This window comes from Salinivibrio sp. PR5 (assembly GCF_001996085.1).
Classification (GTDB): domain Bacteria; phylum Pseudomonadota; class Gammaproteobacteria; order Enterobacterales; family Vibrionaceae; genus Salinivibrio; species Salinivibrio proteolyticus.
Genome location: NZ_MUFK01000001.1, coordinates 293,596 through 313,356 on the forward strand (window position 1 = coordinate 293,596; position 19,761 = coordinate 313,356).

Genomic DNA, 19,761 nt, shown 5'->3' on the forward strand with positions numbered 1-19,761 from the left:
AGAGGCCATGCAGAACTTGATGCAGTCAGAAGACGTGGTGGACATTGACGATCGCGTCGATCGATTACAAGGCAGCGATTACCTGAGCTTCGACTTAGCGGGGGAGCTTTATGGCGTGGATATCCAAACCGTCGAAGAGATCCGAGTTTGGGAGCCACCGACACTGTTGCCGCGCTCACCGGCGTTCATTCTTGGCGTGATCAACCTGCGCGGCATGATAGTGCCTGTCATGGACCTACGTGTGCGATTCAACACCAAAAAAGCGGACTACCATCGTGAAACGGTCGTGCTGATTTTGCGTGCCAGTGAGGCCGCTAACCACAAGGTCATGGGCGTTGTGGTGGATGCGGTATCTGATGTGGTGGATCAAGGCGAAGGGCAGATTATGCCCCCCATCGGTGATTCTAAAGTGATTGCCTACGTAAGTGGCCTACTCAATGTCGATCAGCGGGTGATGTCATTGGTCAATGTTGATGAACTGCTGCGTATCGAGCACTGGATATAGGTGAAATAAATATGGAGCAATCACGAGAGTATTTGAGTTTTTTATTGGAAGACGAAGAGTACGGCGTGCACATTTTGGATGTGAAAGAGGTTCGCGGTTGGTCGCAAGTGCGACGCATTCCTAATTCGTTGCCACACATGTTAGGCGTGCTGGAGTTACGGGGAGAATACATCCCCATCATGGACATTCGCCAGTGTTTTGGTATGCCGCCTGCCACGCTTACCTCTATGAGCGTGATTATCATCGTCAGAGACAAGCAAGGTATCTCATTGGGCATCGTGGTCGATGCTGTGGCCGAGGTACATAACTTGAGTAAAGAGCATATTAAAGCCCCGCCTGGGCTACATCGACGCGAAGAGTGGTACATGGAAGGGATCGCCTCGGTGAATGATAGGCATGTGGTTCTGATTAATTTAGAGCAGTTATTCGATTTTGATCAGTTACAGCAAACAGCACAACCCGAGATCGCGAACGAGGACTAGAATATGGCGTGGTTTAAAAGGGAAGTACAGCAAGAGCACCAGACCCAACAATCAAAGCAGAATGTGCAGCTTCTTGCGGCACTCAATGTCGCGCCTGCTGCACTCATTATGCTCGACAATCAACTGCAAATCACATTGATTAACCGACGGGCATTGCAGTTGTTGCAATGCTATCAAGCTGCGATTCGAGAGCGCGGCAATGCCGAATTTACTGCTCAAAGCGACATGCTTTTTGGCAAACCAATGAGTGCGGTATTGCCGTCTGACTTGGTCGATTATCAGCAATGGCAGCAGTTATTAGATGACAAGCCCTCGGTGCAAAACATTGAAATTGGCGCTGGGAAGCTGCGCGTATCTGCCAGTAAAGTGGCGGATGGGCAAGGCTTTAGCGTTGAGCTTAGTGATATCACAGCACGCGCTCACCAAAGCGAAGAGCACAGTTTGCTAAAAGGCGCATTGGATAATACCCACAGTGCGTTTGTTATTTTGGGGCTGCATGGTGAGATCACGCATGTGAATGAGCAAACCGTCCGCTTATGTAAGCAGCATGAGCAGACATTTCGCAGTAAAAACAATGCGTTTGTCGCGAATCGTGACGATATTATTGGTAAGCAAATCGATTACCTGTTTCCGCAGCTTCAGCGTGACACCTTCCTGTCGCCGAATAACTTACCCATTAATCGTGATATTCGCTTTAAATCTGCTCGTTTTGAGTTTCATGCGACGGCGAGTTATGACCGACATGGTAGCCATATCGGCACCACCATTGAGTGGCGAGATGTGACAGAGCGACGTAAGAAAGAAGCTGAGCGTTCGCTGCTAGCCGCTGTGGTAGAGGGCATGACCACCAATGTCATGCTAGCGGACAAAGATGGCATTATTCGTTATCTCAACCCTGCAGTGACGGACTTATTTAACAGTCGCGAAGAGGAGATGCGCCAAATTTATCCTGGATTTTCGGCCGATAAATTGGTGGGAACCAGTATTGATCAGTTCCACAAAAACCCAGCCCATCAACTCTCTATTATTGCGTCTCCGGAACGCATGCCGTTTAAAGCCGAAATTACCGTGGGTGAGGTCGAATTTGCCCTGAACTGTATCGCCCTTTATGACGATGATGGCGAGTACATTGGCCCTGCGCTTCAATGGGAAGACATTACCGAGCAAATGGATGGTCAGCGTCAAATTGAGCGACTGATTGCCAAAGCGGCAGACGGCAATTTAAGCGACCGAATGAATACTAAGAAGTACCGTGGTGCGATGGCTAATTTGGGTAACGGAATTAACCAATTGCTCGATAGCTTTATTGATCCGTTGAATGAATGTATCCGAGTGATGCGCGGGGTATCAAAAGGCGACCTTAAGATCAATATGCCCGACAACTACAAGGGAGACTTTGAAGATCTAAGCCAAGCGGTGAATTCTTCAATCAATAACTTGCGCAATATGGTGGAGAAGATCACCCATTCTTCAGCTCGCGTGGCATCGGCATCTGCAGAGATTGCCGAGGGTAACAATGATCTGAGTGAACGCACTGAAGAGCAAGCGGCAAACTTACAGGAAACCGCAGCCAGTATGGAGCAGATGACGGCTACGGTGAAGCAAAATGCAGAAAGTGCGGCGTCAGCAAACACCTTATCGTCTAAAACCAGCGAAAAAGCGCGCAAAGGCGGTGAAGTGGTTAAGGAAACCGTTGAGGCGATGGCCGAAATCAATGATGCGAGTAAGAAAATTGCTGACATCATTGGCGTGATTGATGAAATCGCCTTCCAAACCAACCTATTGGCGCTGAATGCGGCGGTTGAGGCGGCGCGAGCGGGCGAGCAAGGTCGAGGTTTTGCCGTTGTCGCGGGCGAAGTCCGTAATTTGGCGCAGCGCAGTGCTGGTGCAGCTAAAGAAATCAAAGAGCTGATCAAAGACAGTGTAGAGAAAGTCACTCAAGGCTCGAAACTGGTCGATGAATCTGGGGAGATGTTGGAAGAAATTGTCTCTTCTGTGATGGAAGTATCCCAGCTTATCGACAAGATCAACGCGGCGAGCCAAGAGCAAGCAACCGGAATCGACGAGATCACCCGCTCTGTGGCGCGTATGGACCAAATGACGCAGCAAAACGCAGCTTTGGTGGAAGAGGCCGCAGCATCTAGCCAGTCAATGCGTGATGAGAGTGCTGAATTGATTAATCTAATAGGTTTCTTCCAAGTTGATATTGATGCTGAAAAATTGGTCGACAAGCAACTTGCACCATCTAGTGCGAAGCCTACTACTTCCCGTCCTTCAGTGACGGCGAAGAAAGAGCCAGCGCCTTATCGTAATGGAGAAGCTGCGCCAGCAGCCCGGCTAAAAGCGGTGAATTCGGGAAAAAGCACGGCGTCTGAAGTCAGTGATGAGTGGGAGGAGTTTTAAGCGTGAGTGCGCCGGTGAGCTCGTCATCTGCGAGTGCATACTCATTCAGCCAAACGCAATTTAAGTTTGTGCAGAGATTTATGCTGAATGAGACCGGTATTTCGTTGGCGGACAAAAAGAAAAGTATGGTGTATAGCCGTTTGGCGCGCTGTTTGCGCCGAACGGGCGTGGAAAATTTTGATGACTATTTTGCGTTGGTGGAGAAAAGTGCGGATGAGCGAGTGGCTTTTATTAATGCGCTCACCACCAATAAAACGCAGTTTTTTCGCGAGCGCCATCACTTTGATTTCCTTGCCCATCAGTTGATCCCACAGTGGCAACAACGTAAGCAAAAGCGGGTGAGAATTTGGTCGGCAGGATGCTCTACTGGTGAAGAGCCTTACACCATAGCCTCGGTATTAGCGGGTCATGGCATGATTGGTGGTCAAATGGATGTTCATTTGTTGGCAACTGATCTCGACACCCAAGTATTGAACACCGCGAGCAACGGCACCTACAGCTTAGAAGTTGTTAACACCATCCCGCCCGAGTATCTCAAACCGGGATTTCTAAAAGGAAAAGGGATTAAGCAGGATTTATTTAAAGCCAAACGAGCGCTACGCGACATTATTAGCTTTAAGCAACTTAATCTAAAAGGTGACTGGCCTCACAAGCATGCAATGGATGCGATTTTTTGTCGTAACGTAATGATTTATTTCGAGCGCGAGACGCAGCAATGGTTAATTGAGCGCTTTTGGCGCCAATTAGCGCCGGGCGGCATTTTATTTATCGGCCACTCAGAAGGCATTGGAAAAATGGCGGATAAATTCGACAACCTCGGCCATACCATGTATCGCAAACGGGAGTGATATGCACCAAGCACTAGAACTGCACCATCATGCCCAAGAAAAAACCGTAAAGCGTTTTTTTAGTCCAGAGCATGACAGGCATATGGTGAAATTGAAGCCGGGAGAGATTTACGTCAGCTCGGACGACGAGCTTATCGCGACAGGGTTAGGGTCGTGTATTGCTGCATGTATCTGGGATCCTCTCGCCAATATTGGCGGCATGAATCACTTTATGTTGCCACTTAAAGATGACCAAGCGGCGAAAGAATGGAGTGCAGAGCAATACATGTCTCATGCGGCGCGGTACGGTAACTATGCCATGGAGATCCTCATCAATACCTTGTTGCAACAAGGGGCGATAAAAAACCGTTTACGCGTCAAGCTTTTTGGTGGAGGCAATATCATGGGGCAGAACATTGCTATAGGGCGCAAAAACATTGAGTTTGTTCGTCGCTATGTTGCCAATGAAGATCTGACCTTAGTCTCGGAAGACCTTGGCCAGTCTTTTCCTCGCCGCGTGTTGTTTGATCCTCTAACCGGAAAAGCTTGGGTGAAGAAAATTCAGTCGCTCAGTCAACAAGAGCTGGTGGCAGAAGAGGCCCAATACAATCAACGCTTGCTCCAAGAATCTCGAGATGACAGCGCTGATAATCAAGATGTGGAGCTGTTTTGATGAGTAAGTATCGCTATAAAGTACTGATCGTTGATGACTCACCGCTCTATCGAACATTGATTCGGGAGTGTCTTGAGAGTGATCCTGCCCTTGAGGTCATCGGGGCGGCGGAAGATCCTTATGAAGCACGGGAGAAAATTAAGAAGTTAAACCCGGATGTGATCACGCTAGATATTGAAATGCCGAAGATGAACGGTATTCAATTTCTTAAAAATTTGATGCGCTTACGGCCAATGCCCGTAGTGATGGTGTCGACCTTGACCCAGCATGGGGCCGAGGTCACTTTATCGGCGCTGGAGATTGGCGCCGTCGATTATGTGCCTAAACCGTCTGCCAACATTGCCACCGCCATGACCCAAGAGCGGGATGAGCTGGTGAGTAAAGTGAAAGCGGCGGCCCAAGCCAATATTGGTCAACCCCATTGGGGCAAACAGGCCGCCACCGTGCAAGTCAATCGCCATCACTATAACCGCAAAGGGTATGAAGTTATTGCGCTAGGTGCTTCCACCGGCGGCACAGAGGCGCTAAGGGGAGTGCTTGAAAGACTGCCTGAGCACATGCCGCCCATCGTGGTCACTCAACATATCAAAGCGGCTTTTTGCGGCCCTTTCGCTCAGCGGTTGGACCGAGCTTGTCGTTTGTCCGTCGAAGAAGTGACGGCTGACCGTATGCCGCTTATACAAGGGCATGTTTATGTGGCGCCGGGCGATCGCCACCTTACGGTGGTAAATCGACAAGGGCATTTATATTGCCAACCGACGGATGAAGCGCCGGTTGAACGTCACCGCCCGTCTGTTGATGTGATGTTTTCCTCTGTTGCAGAAGCCGTCGGTGCAAAATCGGTAGGGGTCATTTTAACCGGGATGGGGAGAGATGGGGCCTCCGGTCTTCTAAAAATGCATCAAGCCGGTGCATTAACCGCGGCGCAAGATCAAGCCAGTTCTGTGGTATGGGGGATGCCACGTGTCGCGATTGAACTCGGAGGCGCATCACACATTCTTCCGCTCTCTGATGTGGCAAATTTCTTAGTGGAGACAGTCTATGGCAAGTGATTCTAAGCCCCTAATATGGCCACCGTTATTAACGTTACTTCTCACGATTGGCTTTGCGTTATGGTCGATGACATGGCAAGCCGGTGTGTTTTCCGTGTTAGTGCTTACATTGATGGGCGGACAAATATTTCAGCTATCGAAAAATCATTCTAAGGCAGATAGACAAGAGGCCAAGGACATGGTGGAAAAGGATGCTCCCGAACAACTTCTCCGCCGTATCCACCATATTCTATCGATTGAGTTGGTGCCAATTCGAGAGCAGCTAGCACGTCAACGTGAGGTGATTGATGCGTCAGTTGAAAGCCTCAATGGGAGCTTCTTTAGTATGCAAAGTGCTTGTCAGGATCAAGTTGCGACCGCAACCAGTATGGCCAATGAATTGCTGCACAATGAAGAAAGCGAGTACAGCCTGACCAAAGTACTACCCGAAACCGAGCGTGCGATCGATGCATATATCGACATTATGGTTAAGGTCAGTGATAAGAGTGTGTCATCAATTTATACCATTGAAGAAATGTCGAGCAAACTCAATGAGGTGTTTGAGCTGTTGGATGATGTACAAGCGATGTCCGATCAAACTAACTTACTGGCATTGAACGCGGCGATAGAAGCGGCGCGCGCCGGCGAAAACGGCCGCAGTTTTGCGGTCGTCGCCCAAGAGGTGCGCTCGCTCGCGATTAAGGCGACAGATCTTAATACTGAAATCCACAAACATATCGATCTCGCCCAAGAAAGTGTCGATAAAACCAAACATACCGTGGGTGAAATCGCCTCGTTAGATATGACTGAATCGATTCGCTCGAAAGAATACATTGACTCATTACTGGAAGGGGTGAAGTCGGTCAACGACAAAGTTGGCCAAGAAATAGAGCGGGTATCCATGCTGGGGGAGCAGGTTCAGCAAGAAATCGGCTCGTGCATTAAGAACCTTCAATTTGCCGACATCATTACGCAACAAGGCGGGCACATACTCGACAACCTGCATATATTGGAAGAGTTAAACGCATTAATTATTGAAACCATGTCGGAAAAGGATATTGACTGGCATGCGTTAAATGAAAAGGTCAATGAAATTGAAGAAAAAGCAGGCTCTGCCAAACGTGCACCTGCTAAACAGCAATCCCTCGATGAAGGGGAAATTGAATTATTTTAGAGGTGATAATGAGAATTCGACGCGAAGATCAAAGGGACGGAAAACAGGTGATCTTGCACGTAAAAGGCGAGTTCAACTTTACCTTAGTGCAAGAGATTCGAGAGGCATACGCGGATCTTACAAGCCAAGAAGTCATTGTTGATCTCCGAGAATCGACCTATATGGATAGTGCGGGGCTCGGCATTCTATTGAACATGCAAGATTATCTAAATAAACGTGATGGTTCGATTCGGCTAATCAACTGTCCGGATGCGATTAAGCGAGTGTTATTCATCGCTAAGTTTGAGAAAAAATTCAAAATAGAGTGAGCCTCCTATGAATGTGTTGGTTGTGGATGATGAGCCGGCGTTGGTGCACTACATTGCCGCTGCTTTAAAAAATGAAGCTGATAATATTAGCATGGCGATGAATGGTAGCGAGGCGCTTCAATTGTTGGAGTCGATCTCGTTTGAAATGTTTCCGGACTTGATTATCTCTGATGTCAATATGCCCAAGCTCGATGGCTTTAACATGGCGCAGGAAATACGCAGGCGTTTCCCGCAAAAGTTGCTCCCGATTATTTTTTTAACTGGTGTGGATGACCAAGACATTTACGCAAGTTGTATGCAATACGGTGATGATTTTTTGAGTAAGCCAGTGGATGTTGCGACTCTGATTGTTAAAGTTCGTACTCACTTTCGACACACTTGTCTGTTCCGCGAAGTCACCTTCCAACGCGACCAGCTGAAACAATTTCAAGAGGCCACCGTCTATGAGCACGCGATGGCAAGTCAAATCTTTGAGCGTTTGATGTCATTCAGTTTGTCGGGTGTATTAGGGATTAATAGTTACTCAGGCTCGTACAGCCTGTTTAATGGTGATGTCACCATGATATTACCCAGGCCTTTGGGGGGGGTATATATCCTGATTGCTGATGCTACAGGGCATGGACTTCCGGCTGCAATAAGCACTATTCCAGCAGTGAAAACATTTATCACAACTGCTCAACGAGGATTACCGGTGGGCGATATTGCCAGTGAAATAAATGCGCACCTACGAAATTTTATGCCGGTTGGCACTATGCTCGCTGGTTCGGTTTTGGAGGTGATGCCGGATGGACTAACCGTGAATATGTGGAGTGGTGGAATGCCGGATGCGTACAGCCTTGATCAATATGGGCAAGTATTAGAAACCCATCACGGCCGACACATGGCGTTAGGGGCGCAAGATAGGGCAAGCTTTGATGCGACTATTACGCGGTTACAGTTCAGGGAAGGGCAGCGTTTATTTTTAGCCACAGATGGTGTGATTGAAGCGAGAAATCAGTCTGATAAGCAGCTTTCTGAAATCGGGCTTGTTCGGGCAATCAGTGGTTGTCAGGGGAGCTTAATTGAGCAAGTGAAGCGCACACTTTCGGCCTTCGCCGGTGATGCTGGGGTGACAGATGATATTTCCATGTTAGAGCTTTCTTTTCCCATTGTTTGCCCAATAAGAGAAGATCACGAGGTATCGCTACAACCTTACTCGATGGTGCCATCGCGTACTCAGATTCGCTTTGATACCGAGTTGCTAAAGAAAGCAGATTTAATTGCTGACTTGCGAAGCCGAGTGAAAGGGATTGTAGGGGAAAGTACTGATCTTGATTTAATTTGCACCGTGATATCAGAGCTTCTCAATAATGCCCTCGATTATGGCATTTTGGGTTTAGAGTCCGTATCGAAAAACGATGTAGATGGCTTTTTTAACTACTACCAATCGCGGCAAGAAAAACTCGATACATTAAGTGGCGATCATTACATTGAGTTGGAGTTAGACTTTCAGCCCAAGGTGCAGCGCTTTGTTTTAAAGATGGCACACTCAGGGAAAGGCTTTGATTATGAGCGTCAAATCCGAGACACCAACCATGATGCGGAGAGCTTGTCTGGAAGAGGGATTACGCTGATTAAATCGATATGCGAGCAGTTTAGCTACAGTGATCAAGGCCGAGCCGTTGAAGCGGTTTTTAAGCTTAATAATGGACAAGCGTAACGAACAGAGCTGATGCTGGAGTGGGGCGCCTAGCCCAGCGACATATTTGGCACTAGCCAAACAAAAAAAACGCCAACCTTTCGGCTAGCGTTTTCTTTAAAATTGGCTCCCCCAACTGGACTCGAACCAGTGACATACGGATTAACAGTCCGCCGTTCTACCAACTGAACTATGGGGGAATAATGGTGCCTCGAGGCGGAATCGAACCACCGACACGGGGATTTTCAATCCCCTGCTCTACCAACTGAGCTATCGAGGCAATGGTGCCGGCTGCCGGAGTCGAACTGGCGACCTACTGATTACAAGTCAGTTGCTCTACCAACTGAGCTAAGCCGGCACACAAATCGCGAAATACTGTGTGTCACACCATTATTTCATTATATGGTGCCCGGAGGCGGAATCGAACCACCGACACGGGGATTTTCAATCCCCTGCTCTACCGACTGAGCTATCCGGGCCAACGGGGCGCTATTAAACGGATTTTCCGCCTCACCGTCAACTGTTTTTTTGAAAAAAGTGCGATAATCGTGTCGTTTGGATAAAAAGACAGCGAAATGCCATAAAAGTGCACAATTTTCAGGGTTTCACGAGGTATTATCGGGGTAAGTTCGCAAACTCTTTTTGGTAACGCGTTACCTTTTGTAGGTAGCGCCGAGACTCCGAAGAAGGGTGGCGATGGGTGAGCGCCCAAAACACCTGATTAGGTTTTAGGCTATTTAAGTCTCGCATGGCACGATCACGATTGCGGTCAAAGGTTCGTAGCACATTTCCCGTCCCACCGTTGTAGGCGGAAATCATACTGTAGTGCAAAGAGAGTGGATCGCGTACGGCTTTAAGATACCGGTTTTTAAGAATGTAGAAATACGCAGTGCCAGTATCAATATTTTTCTCTGGATCAAAAAGGTATTGCGGGGTGGGCTGGCCACGACGCTTTTTCACCAATTTAAACACATCTCGTCCTGCGGTTTTGGGGACAACTTGCATTAGCCCGTAAGCATTCGCCCAGCTTACCGCATAGGGGTTGAAGCTGCTTTCTGTTTTGATAATCGCATAGATAAGCTGTTCTGAAATATCATAGCGCTTGGCGGCACGACGGACGATATCAGCATACTGATAACTTCGCTTCGCGACGTGGTCACTTACCATGGGGATGGTGACGTAATACATATTCTGAAAACGGACTTGTTTTTTCTTCAGACGGTGGTCGAGTAAGTATTCGGCAAAGCGATTTGCGCGCCATTGCCAGCTAATGGCTTTACCTTCGTGGTCCACCACTTGTCCTTCCAAAAAGGGGCGACCTTCGAGTGGCACCTCAGCCGCCGAGTAAAGATCGACAGAGGCAGGGTCTTGAGGTGTTAGCAGAGTGGTGATAATGGCCTGTTTTAAATGCGATTTTGGATTATCTGTGGCGACGGTTTCAACTTGAATAACACCGCGTTCAAAATCAATCCGAGCCCGACTTTTATAGTTATCTGTGTATTTAACGTAGTCACGTTTGCCAGACACAAAGACTTGATTCTCACCCCAGCGCACTTCAATGTTGCCAGTAAACTGACCGATTAATTGGTTGAGCGCGTCAATGTCTTTTTCAAATTGACCGGGGAGAGGGGCAAGATTTTTCGCAAATCGGTTGGTCGTTTTATAGCTGACGCCCACGTACTGCTCGACGCTTTCGCGGCTACAACCTGTGATCAGTAAACTTAGACAGCAAATCAGTAAACAGAGTAATCGCGTCATCTTTCATCGCGTTAGCATAAAAAAACACCCGCATTTAGCCTAACACAATGCGGGTGATTTGCAGTGATAACGCAATCTGCTTGTGGGGCAGTGCGTATTATTGGCTGTCTTCCGGTGGTACGTAACCATCGATCTGCACGTCTTGGCCTTCGAAAAGGAATTTCACCATCTCAGCCTCGATCAATTTACGGTGCTCGGGATCCATCATGTTGAGTTTTTTCTCATTGATGAGCATGGTTTGCTTTTTCTGCCACTCAGCCCACGCTTCTTTTGAGATGTTATCGTAAATACGCTTGCCCAGCTCACCGGGATAGAGTTGAAAATCAAGGCCATCAGCTTCTTTCTGGAGGCGTTGGCAAAATACGGTACGGCTCATAATCTAGGTTCCTCATTATCGCCTGTTTGGGGGCGTTGGCGTTCGTGATTAAGCAAGGTTAACAGCTTTTTCACTGGGGCCGCCAATCCAACTTTTGCGGGTTGTGACAAGTTATACCAAAGCCCTTGATTGGCTTCCATGATGATTTGAGGGCGTTGCGACACCGTGACACTGATCGGCACAATATCTAAGTGAAAGTGGCTAAAGGTATGGCGAAACGCGGTTAACACTTCGGTGCGTAGCGGCACTAGGCCTTGTAACTTCTCTTGAATTGCTTGCTCTGCGTGTTGCTCGTCAGCTTGGGGTAAACACCATAGTCCCCCCCAAAGGCCACTGGGTGGGCGCTGCTCTAGCCAGATTTCGTCTTGATACTGAATCAGTAAAAAACTGGTTTGTTTTACGGGTAGCGTTTTTTTCGGTTTTTTTCCGGGAAAATCGAGTTGGCGTCCTTGCGCACGCGCTTCACACCGCTCTGCGACGGGGCAAAGTTCGCATTTCGGCTTGCTGCGGGTACAGATCATGGCGCCCATATCCATCATGGCTTGATTGTACTTATCCGTGTCTGTTGTGGGTGTCAGTGTTTCAGCCAACGCCCAAAGCTTGTTTTCAACCGGTTTTTTACCCGGCCATCCTTCGATGGCAAAGCAACGCGCGAGTGTGCGTTTTACATTGCCGTCGAGTATGGGATGTGGCTGTTTAAGCGATAGGGAAAGTACCGCACCTGCGGTGGAACGCCCCACTCCGGGTAAGGCCATCACGGCCTCTAAGGTGGTAGGAAAAACGCCGTCGTATTGCTCGGCAATTACCTTTGCGGCCTTGTGTAAGTTGCGTGCTCGCGCGTAGTAGCCAAGCCCTGTCCACAAATGGAGAACTTCGTCTTGATCTGCGTTCGCCAAGTCCGTCACGGTCGGGAAGCGCGCCATAAAGCGCTCAAAATAAGGAATAACCGTACTGACTTGTGTCTGCTGAAGCATGATTTCACTTAGCCAGACTTTATAAGGCGTCTTGTTTTGCTGCCACGGCAAGGTTTTACGCCCATATTGGTCGTACCATGCCAAGATGGCGTCTGAAAAGGATTGACTCACTGCGATCTCTCTTATTGTTTTGCTCACACGTGCACGGATGCAGGGCACAGGGTACACTAACGACAGGGATCACCAATAGGATCACTTGATCCCAACTTGCGCTGGCGTGAAAACTTTGCATAATGCGCAGTCCGTTTAGATTTCCAACAATCTTGGGTCTTGCGCGAACCATTGAGTCCCAATCACTGCATCACAGGCATACAATCATGACTGAAGTCACTAAAACCGAACTCACCGAGGATGGAAAAGTCATTCGCAAAATTCGCAGCTTTGTGCGTCGCGAAGGCCGGTTAACTAAAGGCCAAGAACAAGCGCTGAATGAATGCTGGCCAACCATGGGTATTGATTTTGATGCCACTGAATTGGATTGGCAGCAGGTGTTTGGCAATGACAATCCTGTGGTGTTAGAGATTGGCTTTGGTATGGGGGCGTCCTTGGTTGAAATGGCGAAAAACGCGCCAGAGAAAAACTTTATTGGCATTGAAGTACACACCCCGGGTGTGGGTGCATGCTTGATGGCGGCGCGTGAGGCCGGTGTGACTAACCTTCGTGTGATGTGCCATGATGCGGTGGAAGTGTTTGAACAAATGCTGCCGAAAGAAAGCTTGGATACGGTGCAACTCTTCTTCCCGGACCCGTGGCACAAAAAGCGTCACCATAAGCGCCGTATTGTTCAGCTCCCGTTTGCTGAAATGGTACGCGATAAGCTTAAAGTCGGTGGTGTGTTCCATATGGCAACGGACTGGGAAAACTATGCCGAGCATATGATTGAAGTGATGGAAGCTGCGCCACACTATCAAAATATCGCCGAAGAGGGGTATTATGTTCCGCGCCCTGACGATCGTCCGCTCACCAAATTTGAGCAACGAGGTCATCGGCTCGGTCATGGTGTGTGGGATATTAAGTACACACGCACGGCGTGATTGATTGACGCCTTGTTGGCGCCACTGTTCGATGCGCACTGAAAGCCAACCTTGGGTTGGCTTTTTTGTCCCAAGCTGTAAAGGGAGCAAGCAAGTGAAACCCAGTTCTCAATTATTATCTGACATCCTGGATGATGTGCGTCCGCTGATCGGCAAAGGCAAAGTTGCCGATTATATTCCCGCACTGGCTGATGTGCCGAATCACAAGCTAGGCATGGCGGTGTGTTACAACGACGGTGAGATTATTCGCGCCGGAGATGCGGATGAAGCCTTTTCGATTCAATCGATCTCCAAGGTGTTGAGCCTGACCCTTGCGATGCAAAATTACAAAGCGGATGAGATTTGGGCACGTGTTGGCAAAGAGCCATCTGGACAAGCCTTTAATTCGCTTATTCAGCTTGAGATGGAACAAGGTATCCCGCGTAATCCATTTATCAATGCAGGGGCACTGGTGGTCAGTGACATGCTGCATACACGCCAATCGGCACCGCGCCAGCGGATGTTAGAGTTTGTTCGCGCACTCGCTGCAAACCCTCATATTTGCTACGACAAAGTGGTCGCGGACTCGGAAATGCAGCACAGTGATCGCAATGCCGCAATCGCCTATTTGATGCGAGCATTTGGCAATTTTGAAAACGAGGTCGTGCCGGTACTAACCAACTATTTTCACTACTGTGCGTTGAAAATGAGTTGTGTGGACTTGGCGAAAGCGTTTTTCTATCTTGCCAATCAGGGTAAGCCGTTGGGGCGGGCGCGCGCGATCCTCACCAAAACCCAGAGCAAACAATTGAATGCGCTACTGGCTACGTGTGGCTTGTATGATGGTGCGGGTGAATTTGCCTACCGTGTTGGGATGCCGGGCAAATCCGGCGTGGGCGGCGGCATTATTGCGGTCGTTCCCGGTGAAATGTCGATTGCAGTATGGTCGCCTGAGCTTGACCCTTCTGGCAACTCGTTGGCAGGAACGGCTGCCCTTGAGCTCTTATCAGCAAGAATTGGGCGCTCGATATTCTAGTTTTTGGCGGTGATGAGGACTAACACCATCAGCGAAAGTGAAAAAAGCCCCGCGAGATCAGGCGGGGCTTTTTGATTGCGACTCAACCACAGATATCATCCAAGGTTGCGCATGCTTATGCCTCAGCGGCTAGGGTAGCAAAGGCATGATCGGCCGCCGACAAGGTAGCGTCGATCTCTTTTTGCCCGTGCGCTAAGCACGTAAAGCAGGCTTCATAAGCGGACGGTGCAAGATAGACACCTTGCTCTAGCATTAAGTGGAAAAAGCGCTTAAAGCGTTCTGTATCACATTGCTGCACGTCTTTAAAACATGTGACCGTGTCGTTATCGGTGAAGAAGAAACCGAACATTGCACCGGCTTGGTTGGTGGTCAGTGCAATACCGTGTTTGTCCGCAAGGGCTTTAAAGCCATCGGCCAATTGCTTGGTTATACTGTCCAGATAATCATGGTTGCCTGGCTGACGCAATTCGCTGAGACAGGCGAGGCCCGCCGCCATAGCCACAGGGTTACCGGCAAGGGTACCGGCTTGATAGACTGGGCCAGTCGGCGCGATATACTCCATTACATCGCGACGACCACCAAACGCTCCCACAGGCATACCACCCCCGATGATTTTACCCAGAGTGGTGAGATCGGGTTTCACACCGTAGTAGGCTTGAGCGCCGCCGAGTGCCACGCGAAAACCGGTCATCACCTCATCAAAGATCAGCAGAGCGCCAAACTCGTCGCACAGGGCGCGTAGTCCTTCCAAAAAGCCTGGCTGTGGCGGGACGCAGTTCATGTTCCCTGATACAGGCTCAACGATGATACAGGCGATATCGTCTGGATAGGTTTCAAAGGTCTGACGGACAGAATCGAGGTCATTGTAGGTACATGTCAGCGTGTGTTTCGCAAAGTCAGCAGGCACCCCCGGTGAGTTAGGCTCACCCAAGGTGAGAGCGCCAGAGCCTGCTTTAACCAACAGGCAGTCACCGTGACCGTGATAGTTCCCCTCAAATTTGATGAACTTATCCCGCTTGGTAAAGCCGCGAGCCAAACGAATCGCACTCATGGTCGCTTCTGTCCCTGAGTTGACCATGCGGACCATTTCCATCGACGGCACCAGCTCTGCCACTAATTCTGATAATGTGATTTCACTTTCTGTCGGGGCGCCAAAACTTAGGCCACGATGAGCGGCATCAATCACAGCCTCACGAATAGCAGCATGATTGTGACCCAAGATCATCGGGCCCCATGAGCCGACGAAATCAATGTAGGCTTTACCGTCGGCATCGAAAATATAAGCGCCATCGGCGCGCTCCATAAAGACAGGGTCGCCGCCGACGCCGGCAAAAGCACGTACGGGAGAATTCACGCCACCTGGAATGGTGCGTCTTGCTTGTTGGAAAAGTTGTGCTGATTTGGTCATGACATATCCTGTTATGTAAGGCGTAAGCCTAAATTGCGTTGGGGCATTTTAACCAAAGATACGGATCACTGGCGAGATGGAGTATGATTTGATTGACCCCTGAGTGGCAATTTATACGTACTGATCACACCCTCGATCAATCGGGTAATACTTGAACACTTTACTCAGGTATTAGATAATTCAACGCTAAGCACGATGAGCATGTGAGGTAACAATGAGCGATGCACCTTTGCCGTTAGAGTTCTCAGAAGCAGCGGCGACTAAGGTTAAAACGCTGATTCAGGAAGAAGAAAACCCAAATCTGAAACTGCGTGTTTACATTACAGGTGGTGGCTGCAGCGGCTTTCAATATGGCTTTACCTTCGACGAAAACGTGAATGAAGGCGATATGGAAATCGAAAAAAGCGGCGTGAAGTTAGTGGTTGACCCCATGAGCTTACAATACCTAATGGGCGGTGTGGTGGACTATACCGAAGGGCTAGAAGGCTCACGTTTCTTTGTTAATAACCCGAATGCGACCACGACGTGTGGGTGTGGCGCATCCTTTAGCGTATAACGGGTTCTCGAGACGTTCATAGCGGATAGTTATTGACTATCAAACACAAACGGCGCCGACAGGCGCCGTTTGTGTTTATGTGCCGCTGGTTACCCGCCGTTATTGGCGTGATAGCTGAGCGGCCCGACTGAGGCAAGCAGTTGATTAAACTTACTCAGCTGCGCCATGCGTGACTCGGCGAGGCGTACAAAGGCTTGTTTTTCTTGCCCTTGCAGTGATTTAGCTTCGGGTAACTGCACCGTACGCGGGTTTTTATGGACACCATTCACCAAAAACTCATAGTGCAGGTGCGCCCCTGTTACCCGGCCTGTAGCGCCCAAGGTGCCAATGATATCCCCTTGTTTGACCCGTTGACCGGTTTTCACTTTACGTTTAGTTAAGTGCAGATACTTGGTGATATAGGTTGAGCTGTGGCGGATAAACACATAGTTGCCATTAAAGCGGTTGTATGAGGCTTTCATGACCACGCCATCCCCCGCGGCTTTGATAGGGGTGCCAACCGGAGCGACATAATCCGTCCCCCGGTGCGGCTTTACGCGTCCTGTCACTGGGTGTAAGCGACGCGGGTTAAAGTTCGAACTGACATAACGGAAGTTCACAGGAGAGCGCAAGAAGGCTTTTTTCATCGCTTTGCCCGTGGGGGTGTAATACTTGCCATTCTTGGCACGTACTGCGGTGAATGTATCTCCTCGGTTGGTAAAGGTGGCAGCTAAGATGTTGCCACTCCCAATATGTTCACCTTCAACAAACTCTTCTTCATACAGCACAGAGAAGCTATCGCCTTCTCGAATATCGAGTGCAAAATCTACGTCCCAGCCAAAAATCCCGGCAAGCTGCATAATCTGATTCGGATCTAACCCTGCATCGGTAGCGGCCTGCCAGAAATTTGATTTGATGGTAGCGCGGGCAAAGTTCAGTTGTGTATCAATGTTTTTTGTCTCGATGCGTGACTGATATTTGTCATCGACCTTGCTCACGATCAGGGTTTCATTGGTGCCGCGTGGCTGAATGAGTTGCACCAGTTCACCGCTTTCATCAACGCCCAAACGCACTTCATCTCCTGGCTTGAGATAGGCCAAGCTTTTGGTGCCTTCATCAGCGTTAACCAGACGATAGAGTGTGGTTGGACTCAAACCAGCGCGATTAAACAGCAAGGCCATGCTTTCACCATGCTGGACTTCATAACTTTGCCAGTTGATATGGCGTTTAAACTGCGCTGGCATTTCACCTTCAGGCGGCAGCAGAGAGACGGCATCGACGGGTAAGGGGTAATGTTTGCCAAGTTCAAAGTTAGGTTCAGGGCGTGACGTGCTTGCGCCATCAGGGACAAGGATGAGTAATACCACGAACGCGCTCAGTGCACCTATCGTGAGTTTATGTAATTTAGGTAAAGCTGCGAGTTTTTTTAACGGCATGAAAACTATGTTGAATCACTGCGAATACAAAATATGACAGTCAGATTCCCAATCGGTTTATTGGGGATGATGCCCTGATAATAATTTGACACGGTTAACACAAAGGCCACAAACATCTGTTGCCGGCAGCCACTGTGCACACCTTGCACACTGGCTATAAGTCTAACTGGTTTCAAAAACTGTCGCTATTCGAGTAGTATGTCGGTTTATCACATTTTTGCCTATTTTGTAGGAGCGAGAGACTATGGCGAGCCTGGAAGCCGCGCTAGCAGAACTAAAACGTGGCGTTGATGAAGTAATCCCTGAAGACGAGCTGGTTGCCAAGCTTAAAGAAGATCGTCCTCTGCGTATTAAATTGGGTGCAGATCCGACGGCACCGGATATCCACCTTGGGCACACAGTGATCCTAAATAAGCTGCGCGCGTTTCAGGAGCTCGGCCATGAAGTCATCTTCTTGATCGGAGACTATACCGGCATGGTCGGTGATCCGAGTGGTAAAAACACTACCCGTCCACCGTTGACGCGTGAGCAAGTGTTGCAAAACGCAGAAACCTACAAAGAGCAAGTGTTTAAAATTCTCGATCCGGCTAAAACCCGCATTGAGTTCAACTCGACGTGGCTTGGTGAGTTGGGTACTGATGGCATGATCCGCCTTGCGGCGAGCTCAACCGTGGCCCGTATGCTGGAGCGTGATGATTTTAAAAAGCGTTACAGCAGCAACCAACCCATTGCGATCCACGAATTTATCTATCCGCTGCTACAAGGGCATGACTCTGTCGCGCTGGAAGCAGACGTAGAGCTGGGCGGTACGGATCAGAAGTTTAACCTGCTGATGGGGCGTGAGCTACAAAAGCAAGCCGGACAGAAACCGCAAGTTGTTATGACCATGCCGCTGCTGGTGGGGCTGGATGGCGTGAAGAAAATGTCCAAGTCCGCCCATAACTACATCGGTGTGAGCGAACGTCCGGATGATATGTTCGGTAAGATCATGTCTATCTCTGACGATTTGATGTGGGATTACTACGAGCTGTTGTCATTCCGTCCTCTCGAGGAAGTGACTCAGTTCAAGAAAGATGTTGAAGCGGGCAAAAACCCACGTGACATTAAAATCTTGCTAGCGAAAGAGATCATCGCGCGTTTCCACTCAGACGCGGATGCGGATGCGGCCGAGCAGACCTTTATCAATCGTTTCCAAAAAGGGGCGATGCCTGACGAGATGCCAAGCTTTAGCTTTGAGCAAGGCATTGCGATTGGTAACCTTTTGAAAGATGCCGGTTTGGTCAGCTCAACCTCAGATGCGCTGCGTATGATCCGTCAAGGCGCGGTGAAAATTGACGGTGAAAAAGTCGAAGATACTAAGCTGGTGCCTGCGGCAGGCGAAGCCGTTTACCAAGTGGGTAAACGTAAGTTTGCTCGGGTGACGCTCAGCTAATTATCCATTGAATCGACAAGCCCTCGCCATGTATGCGAGGGCTTTTTTTTATACCTGTATGATCCTGATGCGCATCATGCTCGGCATAAGAGGCAATTAAGTGTGCCACACCCCTTTCAAGGCGCGAACCATGTGTTGGCCCAGATAGAAGGCGGTTTGTAAGCAGGCTTCACTCAGTCCTTCTCCGGTTTCATGGGCGGTGACGCCATGTGTCGTGCCGGTTGGATTGATGTTTTCGACCCCGATATTGGCACGACCTAAGCTCAGCCATAGCATATCGTGTTGACTGGCTAACGTTTGGAAGTAGCTGAGGGTGGCTGATTGGTCTCCTCCCGTTTGGCTTCCTACCGTAAACCCGGCGGCTAGCTTACCCCGCCAATCTTGGTGCTCCCACGTTGGGCTGGATGCATCGGCAAACGCTTTAAATTGTGCGCTTGGCCCGCCCATGTAGGTGGGTGCACCAAAAATAATCGCATCCACATCTTTAAGCTGAGTAAAGACCTTTTGGTCGATAAAACGGCCATGTTTAATCACATCAGGCTCAATACGATAGACGAGGGGATCGGCATCGCCAGCTTGGATCCCTTCTGCAATCGTGGTAGCGAGTGCGTGTGTATGGTCACTGACCGAATGATAAATGATCGCAATACGTAACATTGTGGCTCCTTGCTGGTGGCTGTCTAACAGTCCTTAGGGTAGAGGCGCGAACTTT

At 49.2% G+C, this 19,761-nt stretch carries 19 protein-coding genes and 4 tRNA genes; 13 read left to right on the top strand and 10 right to left on the bottom strand.

Annotated features, from left to right (window positions below):
- Positions 1-7 precede the first annotated feature (7 nt).
- The 9 genes from BZG82_RS01320 (at position 8) to BZG82_RS01360 (ending at position 9,102) form a co-directional block, all read left to right on the top strand.
- Positions 8-505: a chemotaxis protein CheW gene (locus BZG82_RS01320; RefSeq protein ID WP_077478983.1), complete on the top strand. Its 498-nt coding sequence runs from the start codon at positions 8-10 to the stop codon at positions 503-505.
- An 11-nt stretch (positions 506-516) separates the two neighbouring features.
- Positions 517-987, top strand: a complete 471-nt coding sequence (locus BZG82_RS01325; protein WP_077478984.1) for a chemotaxis protein CheW — start codon at positions 517-519, stop codon at positions 985-987.
- A 3-nt stretch (positions 988-990) separates the two neighbouring features.
- Positions 991-3,390 carry a methyl-accepting chemotaxis protein gene (locus BZG82_RS16650; protein ID WP_077764992.1) on the top strand — a complete coding sequence of 800 codons (2,400 nt, stop codon included), beginning with the start codon at positions 991-993 and terminating at the stop codon, positions 3,388-3,390.
- A 14-nt stretch (positions 3,391-3,404) separates the two neighbouring features.
- Positions 3,405-4,238 carry a CheR family methyltransferase gene (locus BZG82_RS01335; RefSeq protein WP_269635020.1) on the top strand — a complete coding sequence of 278 codons (834 nt, stop codon included), beginning with the start codon at positions 3,405-3,407 and terminating at the stop codon, positions 4,236-4,238.
- Position 4,239: 1 nt separating this feature from the next.
- Entirely contained in the window at positions 4,240-4,890 is a 651-nt protein-coding gene (locus BZG82_RS01340) for a chemotaxis protein CheD (protein ID WP_077764993.1), read from the top strand.
- On the top strand, positions 4,890-5,942 hold the full coding sequence (locus BZG82_RS01345) for a protein-glutamate methylesterase/protein-glutamine glutaminase (RefSeq protein ID WP_077662317.1): 1,053 nt from the start codon (positions 4,890-4,892) through the stop codon (positions 5,940-5,942). Before BZG82_RS01340 ends, BZG82_RS01345 begins: the two co-directional genes overlap by 1 nt.
- Before the next feature lie 463 nt (positions 5,943-6,405).
- A complete protein-coding gene (locus BZG82_RS16705; protein WP_420876433.1) occupies positions 6,406-7,095 on the top strand; it encodes a methyl-accepting chemotaxis protein in 690 nt (229 codons plus the stop codon).
- Between the two features lie 8 nt (positions 7,096-7,103).
- A complete protein-coding gene (locus BZG82_RS01355; RefSeq protein ID WP_077478988.1) occupies positions 7,104-7,403 on the top strand; it encodes an STAS domain-containing protein in 300 nt (99 codons plus the stop codon).
- Positions 7,404-7,410: 7 nt separating this feature from the next.
- Positions 7,411-9,102: an ATP-binding SpoIIE family protein phosphatase gene (locus BZG82_RS01360; protein ID WP_077764994.1), complete on the top strand. Its 1,692-nt coding sequence runs from the start codon at positions 7,411-7,413 to the stop codon at positions 9,100-9,102.
- Between the two features lie 103 nt (positions 9,103-9,205).
- Here the strand turns inward: BZG82_RS01360 and BZG82_RS01365 are convergent.
- The 7 genes from BZG82_RS01365 to mutY form a co-directional block, all read right to left on the bottom strand.
- A tRNA-Asn gene (locus BZG82_RS01365) sits at positions 9,206-9,281 on the bottom strand.
- 4 nt (positions 9,282-9,285) lie between these two features.
- Positions 9,286-9,361, bottom strand: a tRNA-Phe gene (locus tag BZG82_RS01370).
- 2 nt (positions 9,362-9,363) lie between these two features.
- Positions 9,364-9,439, bottom strand: a tRNA-Thr gene (locus BZG82_RS01375).
- Between the two features lie 45 nt (positions 9,440-9,484).
- Positions 9,485-9,560 (bottom strand) — tRNA-Phe (locus BZG82_RS01380).
- 136 nt (positions 9,561-9,696) lie between these two features.
- Complete coding sequence (gene mltC, locus BZG82_RS01385; protein ID WP_077764995.1) at positions 9,697-10,839, bottom strand: membrane-bound lytic murein transglycosylase MltC; 1,143 nt, start codon at positions 10,837-10,839, stop codon at positions 9,697-9,699.
- Positions 10,840-10,936: 97 nt separating this feature from the next.
- Positions 10,937-11,215, bottom strand: a complete 279-nt coding sequence (locus BZG82_RS01390; RefSeq protein WP_077478991.1) for an oxidative damage protection protein — start codon at positions 11,213-11,215, stop codon at positions 10,937-10,939.
- A complete protein-coding gene (gene mutY, locus BZG82_RS01395) occupies positions 11,212-12,300 on the bottom strand; it encodes an A/G-specific adenine glycosylase (RefSeq protein WP_077662314.1) in 1,089 nt (362 codons plus the stop codon). The genes BZG82_RS01390 and mutY overlap by 4 nt, the downstream gene beginning before the upstream one ends.
- Positions 12,301-12,506: 206 nt before the next feature.
- Between mutY and trmB the strand changes: the two genes are divergently transcribed.
- A complete protein-coding gene (gene trmB / locus BZG82_RS01400) occupies positions 12,507-13,223 on the top strand; it encodes a tRNA (guanosine(46)-N7)-methyltransferase TrmB (protein WP_077478993.1) in 717 nt (238 codons plus the stop codon).
- A 94-nt stretch (positions 13,224-13,317) separates the two neighbouring features.
- Positions 13,318-14,238 carry a glutaminase B gene (gene glsB, locus BZG82_RS01405; protein WP_077662392.1) on the top strand — a complete coding sequence of 307 codons (921 nt, stop codon included), beginning with the start codon at positions 13,318-13,320 and terminating at the stop codon, positions 14,236-14,238.
- A 115-nt stretch (positions 14,239-14,353) separates the two neighbouring features.
- Here the strand turns inward: glsB and hemL are convergent, their stop codons facing one another.
- A complete protein-coding gene (gene hemL, locus BZG82_RS01410) occupies positions 14,354-15,646 on the bottom strand; it encodes a glutamate-1-semialdehyde 2,1-aminomutase (RefSeq protein WP_077662313.1) in 1,293 nt (430 codons plus the stop codon).
- Positions 15,647-15,860: 214 nt separating this feature from the next.
- Between hemL and erpA the strand changes: the two genes are divergently transcribed.
- A complete protein-coding gene (erpA, locus tag BZG82_RS01415) occupies positions 15,861-16,202 on the top strand; it encodes an iron-sulfur cluster insertion protein ErpA (RefSeq protein WP_069588460.1) in 342 nt (113 codons plus the stop codon).
- An 89-nt stretch (positions 16,203-16,291) separates the two neighbouring features.
- On the opposite strand, the gene BZG82_RS01420 is transcribed toward erpA, so the two are convergent.
- Entirely contained in the window at positions 16,292-17,617 is a 1,326-nt protein-coding gene (locus tag BZG82_RS01420) for a peptidoglycan DD-metalloendopeptidase family protein (protein WP_077764996.1), read from the bottom strand.
- Positions 17,618-17,861: 244 nt separating this feature from the next.
- Here BZG82_RS01420 and tyrS point away from each other — a divergent pair, with 244 nt between their 5' ends.
- Positions 17,862-19,049, top strand: coding sequence for a tyrosine--tRNA ligase (tyrS, locus tag BZG82_RS01425; RefSeq protein ID WP_069588464.1), 1,188 nt, complete (start codon positions 17,862-17,864; stop codon positions 19,047-19,049).
- 96 nt (positions 19,050-19,145) lie between these two features.
- On the opposite strand, the gene BZG82_RS01430 is transcribed toward tyrS, so the two are convergent.
- Entirely contained in the window at positions 19,146-19,706 is a 561-nt protein-coding gene (locus BZG82_RS01430; protein ID WP_077764997.1) for a flavodoxin family protein, read from the bottom strand.
- Positions 19,707-19,761: the final 55 nt, after the last annotated feature.

Bases quoted from the DNA above. Each gene is read 5' to 3' on its own strand.
- BZG82_RS16705 (WP_420876433.1), top strand. From the start codon at position 6,406: ATGGTTAAGGTCAGTGATAAGAGTGTGTCATCAATTTATACCATTGAA.
- BZG82_RS01345 (WP_077662317.1), top strand. From the start codon at position 4,890: ATGAGTAAGTATCGCTATAAAGTACTGATCGTTGATGACTCACCGCTC.
- BZG82_RS01340 (WP_077764993.1), top strand. From the start codon at position 4,240: ATGCACCAAGCACTAGAACTGCACCATCATGCCCAAGAAAAAACCGTA.
- trmB (WP_077478993.1), top strand. From the start codon at position 12,507: ATGACTGAAGTCACTAAAACCGAACTCACCGAGGATGGAAAAGTCATT.
- BZG82_RS16650 (WP_077764992.1), top strand. From the start codon at position 991: ATGGCGTGGTTTAAAAGGGAAGTACAGCAAGAGCACCAGACCCAACAA.
- mltC (WP_077764995.1), bottom strand. From the start codon at position 10,839: ATGACGCGATTACTCTGTTTACTGATTTGCTGTCTAAGTTTACTGATC.
- BZG82_RS01390 (WP_077478991.1), bottom strand. From the start codon at position 11,215: ATGAGCCGTACCGTATTTTGCCAACGCCTCCAGAAAGAAGCTGATGGC.
- BZG82_RS01355 (WP_077478988.1), top strand. From the start codon at position 7,104: ATGAGAATTCGACGCGAAGATCAAAGGGACGGAAAACAGGTGATCTTG.
- BZG82_RS01325 (WP_077478984.1), top strand. From the start codon at position 517: ATGGAGCAATCACGAGAGTATTTGAGTTTTTTATTGGAAGACGAAGAG.
- BZG82_RS01420 (WP_077764996.1), bottom strand. From the start codon at position 17,617: ATGCCGTTAAAAAAACTCGCAGCTTTACCTAAATTACATAAACTCACG.
- erpA (WP_069588460.1), top strand. From the start codon at position 15,861: ATGAGCGATGCACCTTTGCCGTTAGAGTTCTCAGAAGCAGCGGCGACT.
- BZG82_RS01360 (WP_077764994.1), top strand. From the start codon at position 7,411: ATGAATGTGTTGGTTGTGGATGATGAGCCGGCGTTGGTGCACTACATT.
- BZG82_RS01430 (WP_077764997.1), bottom strand. From the start codon at position 19,706: ATGTTACGTATTGCGATCATTTATCATTCGGTCAGTGACCATACACAC.
- hemL (WP_077662313.1), bottom strand. From the start codon at position 15,646: ATGACCAAATCAGCACAACTTTTCCAACAAGCAAGACGCACCATTCCA.
- tyrS (WP_069588464.1), top strand. From the start codon at position 17,862: ATGGCGAGCCTGGAAGCCGCGCTAGCAGAACTAAAACGTGGCGTTGAT.
- BZG82_RS01320 (WP_077478983.1), top strand. From the start codon at position 8: ATGCAGAACTTGATGCAGTCAGAAGACGTGGTGGACATTGACGATCGC.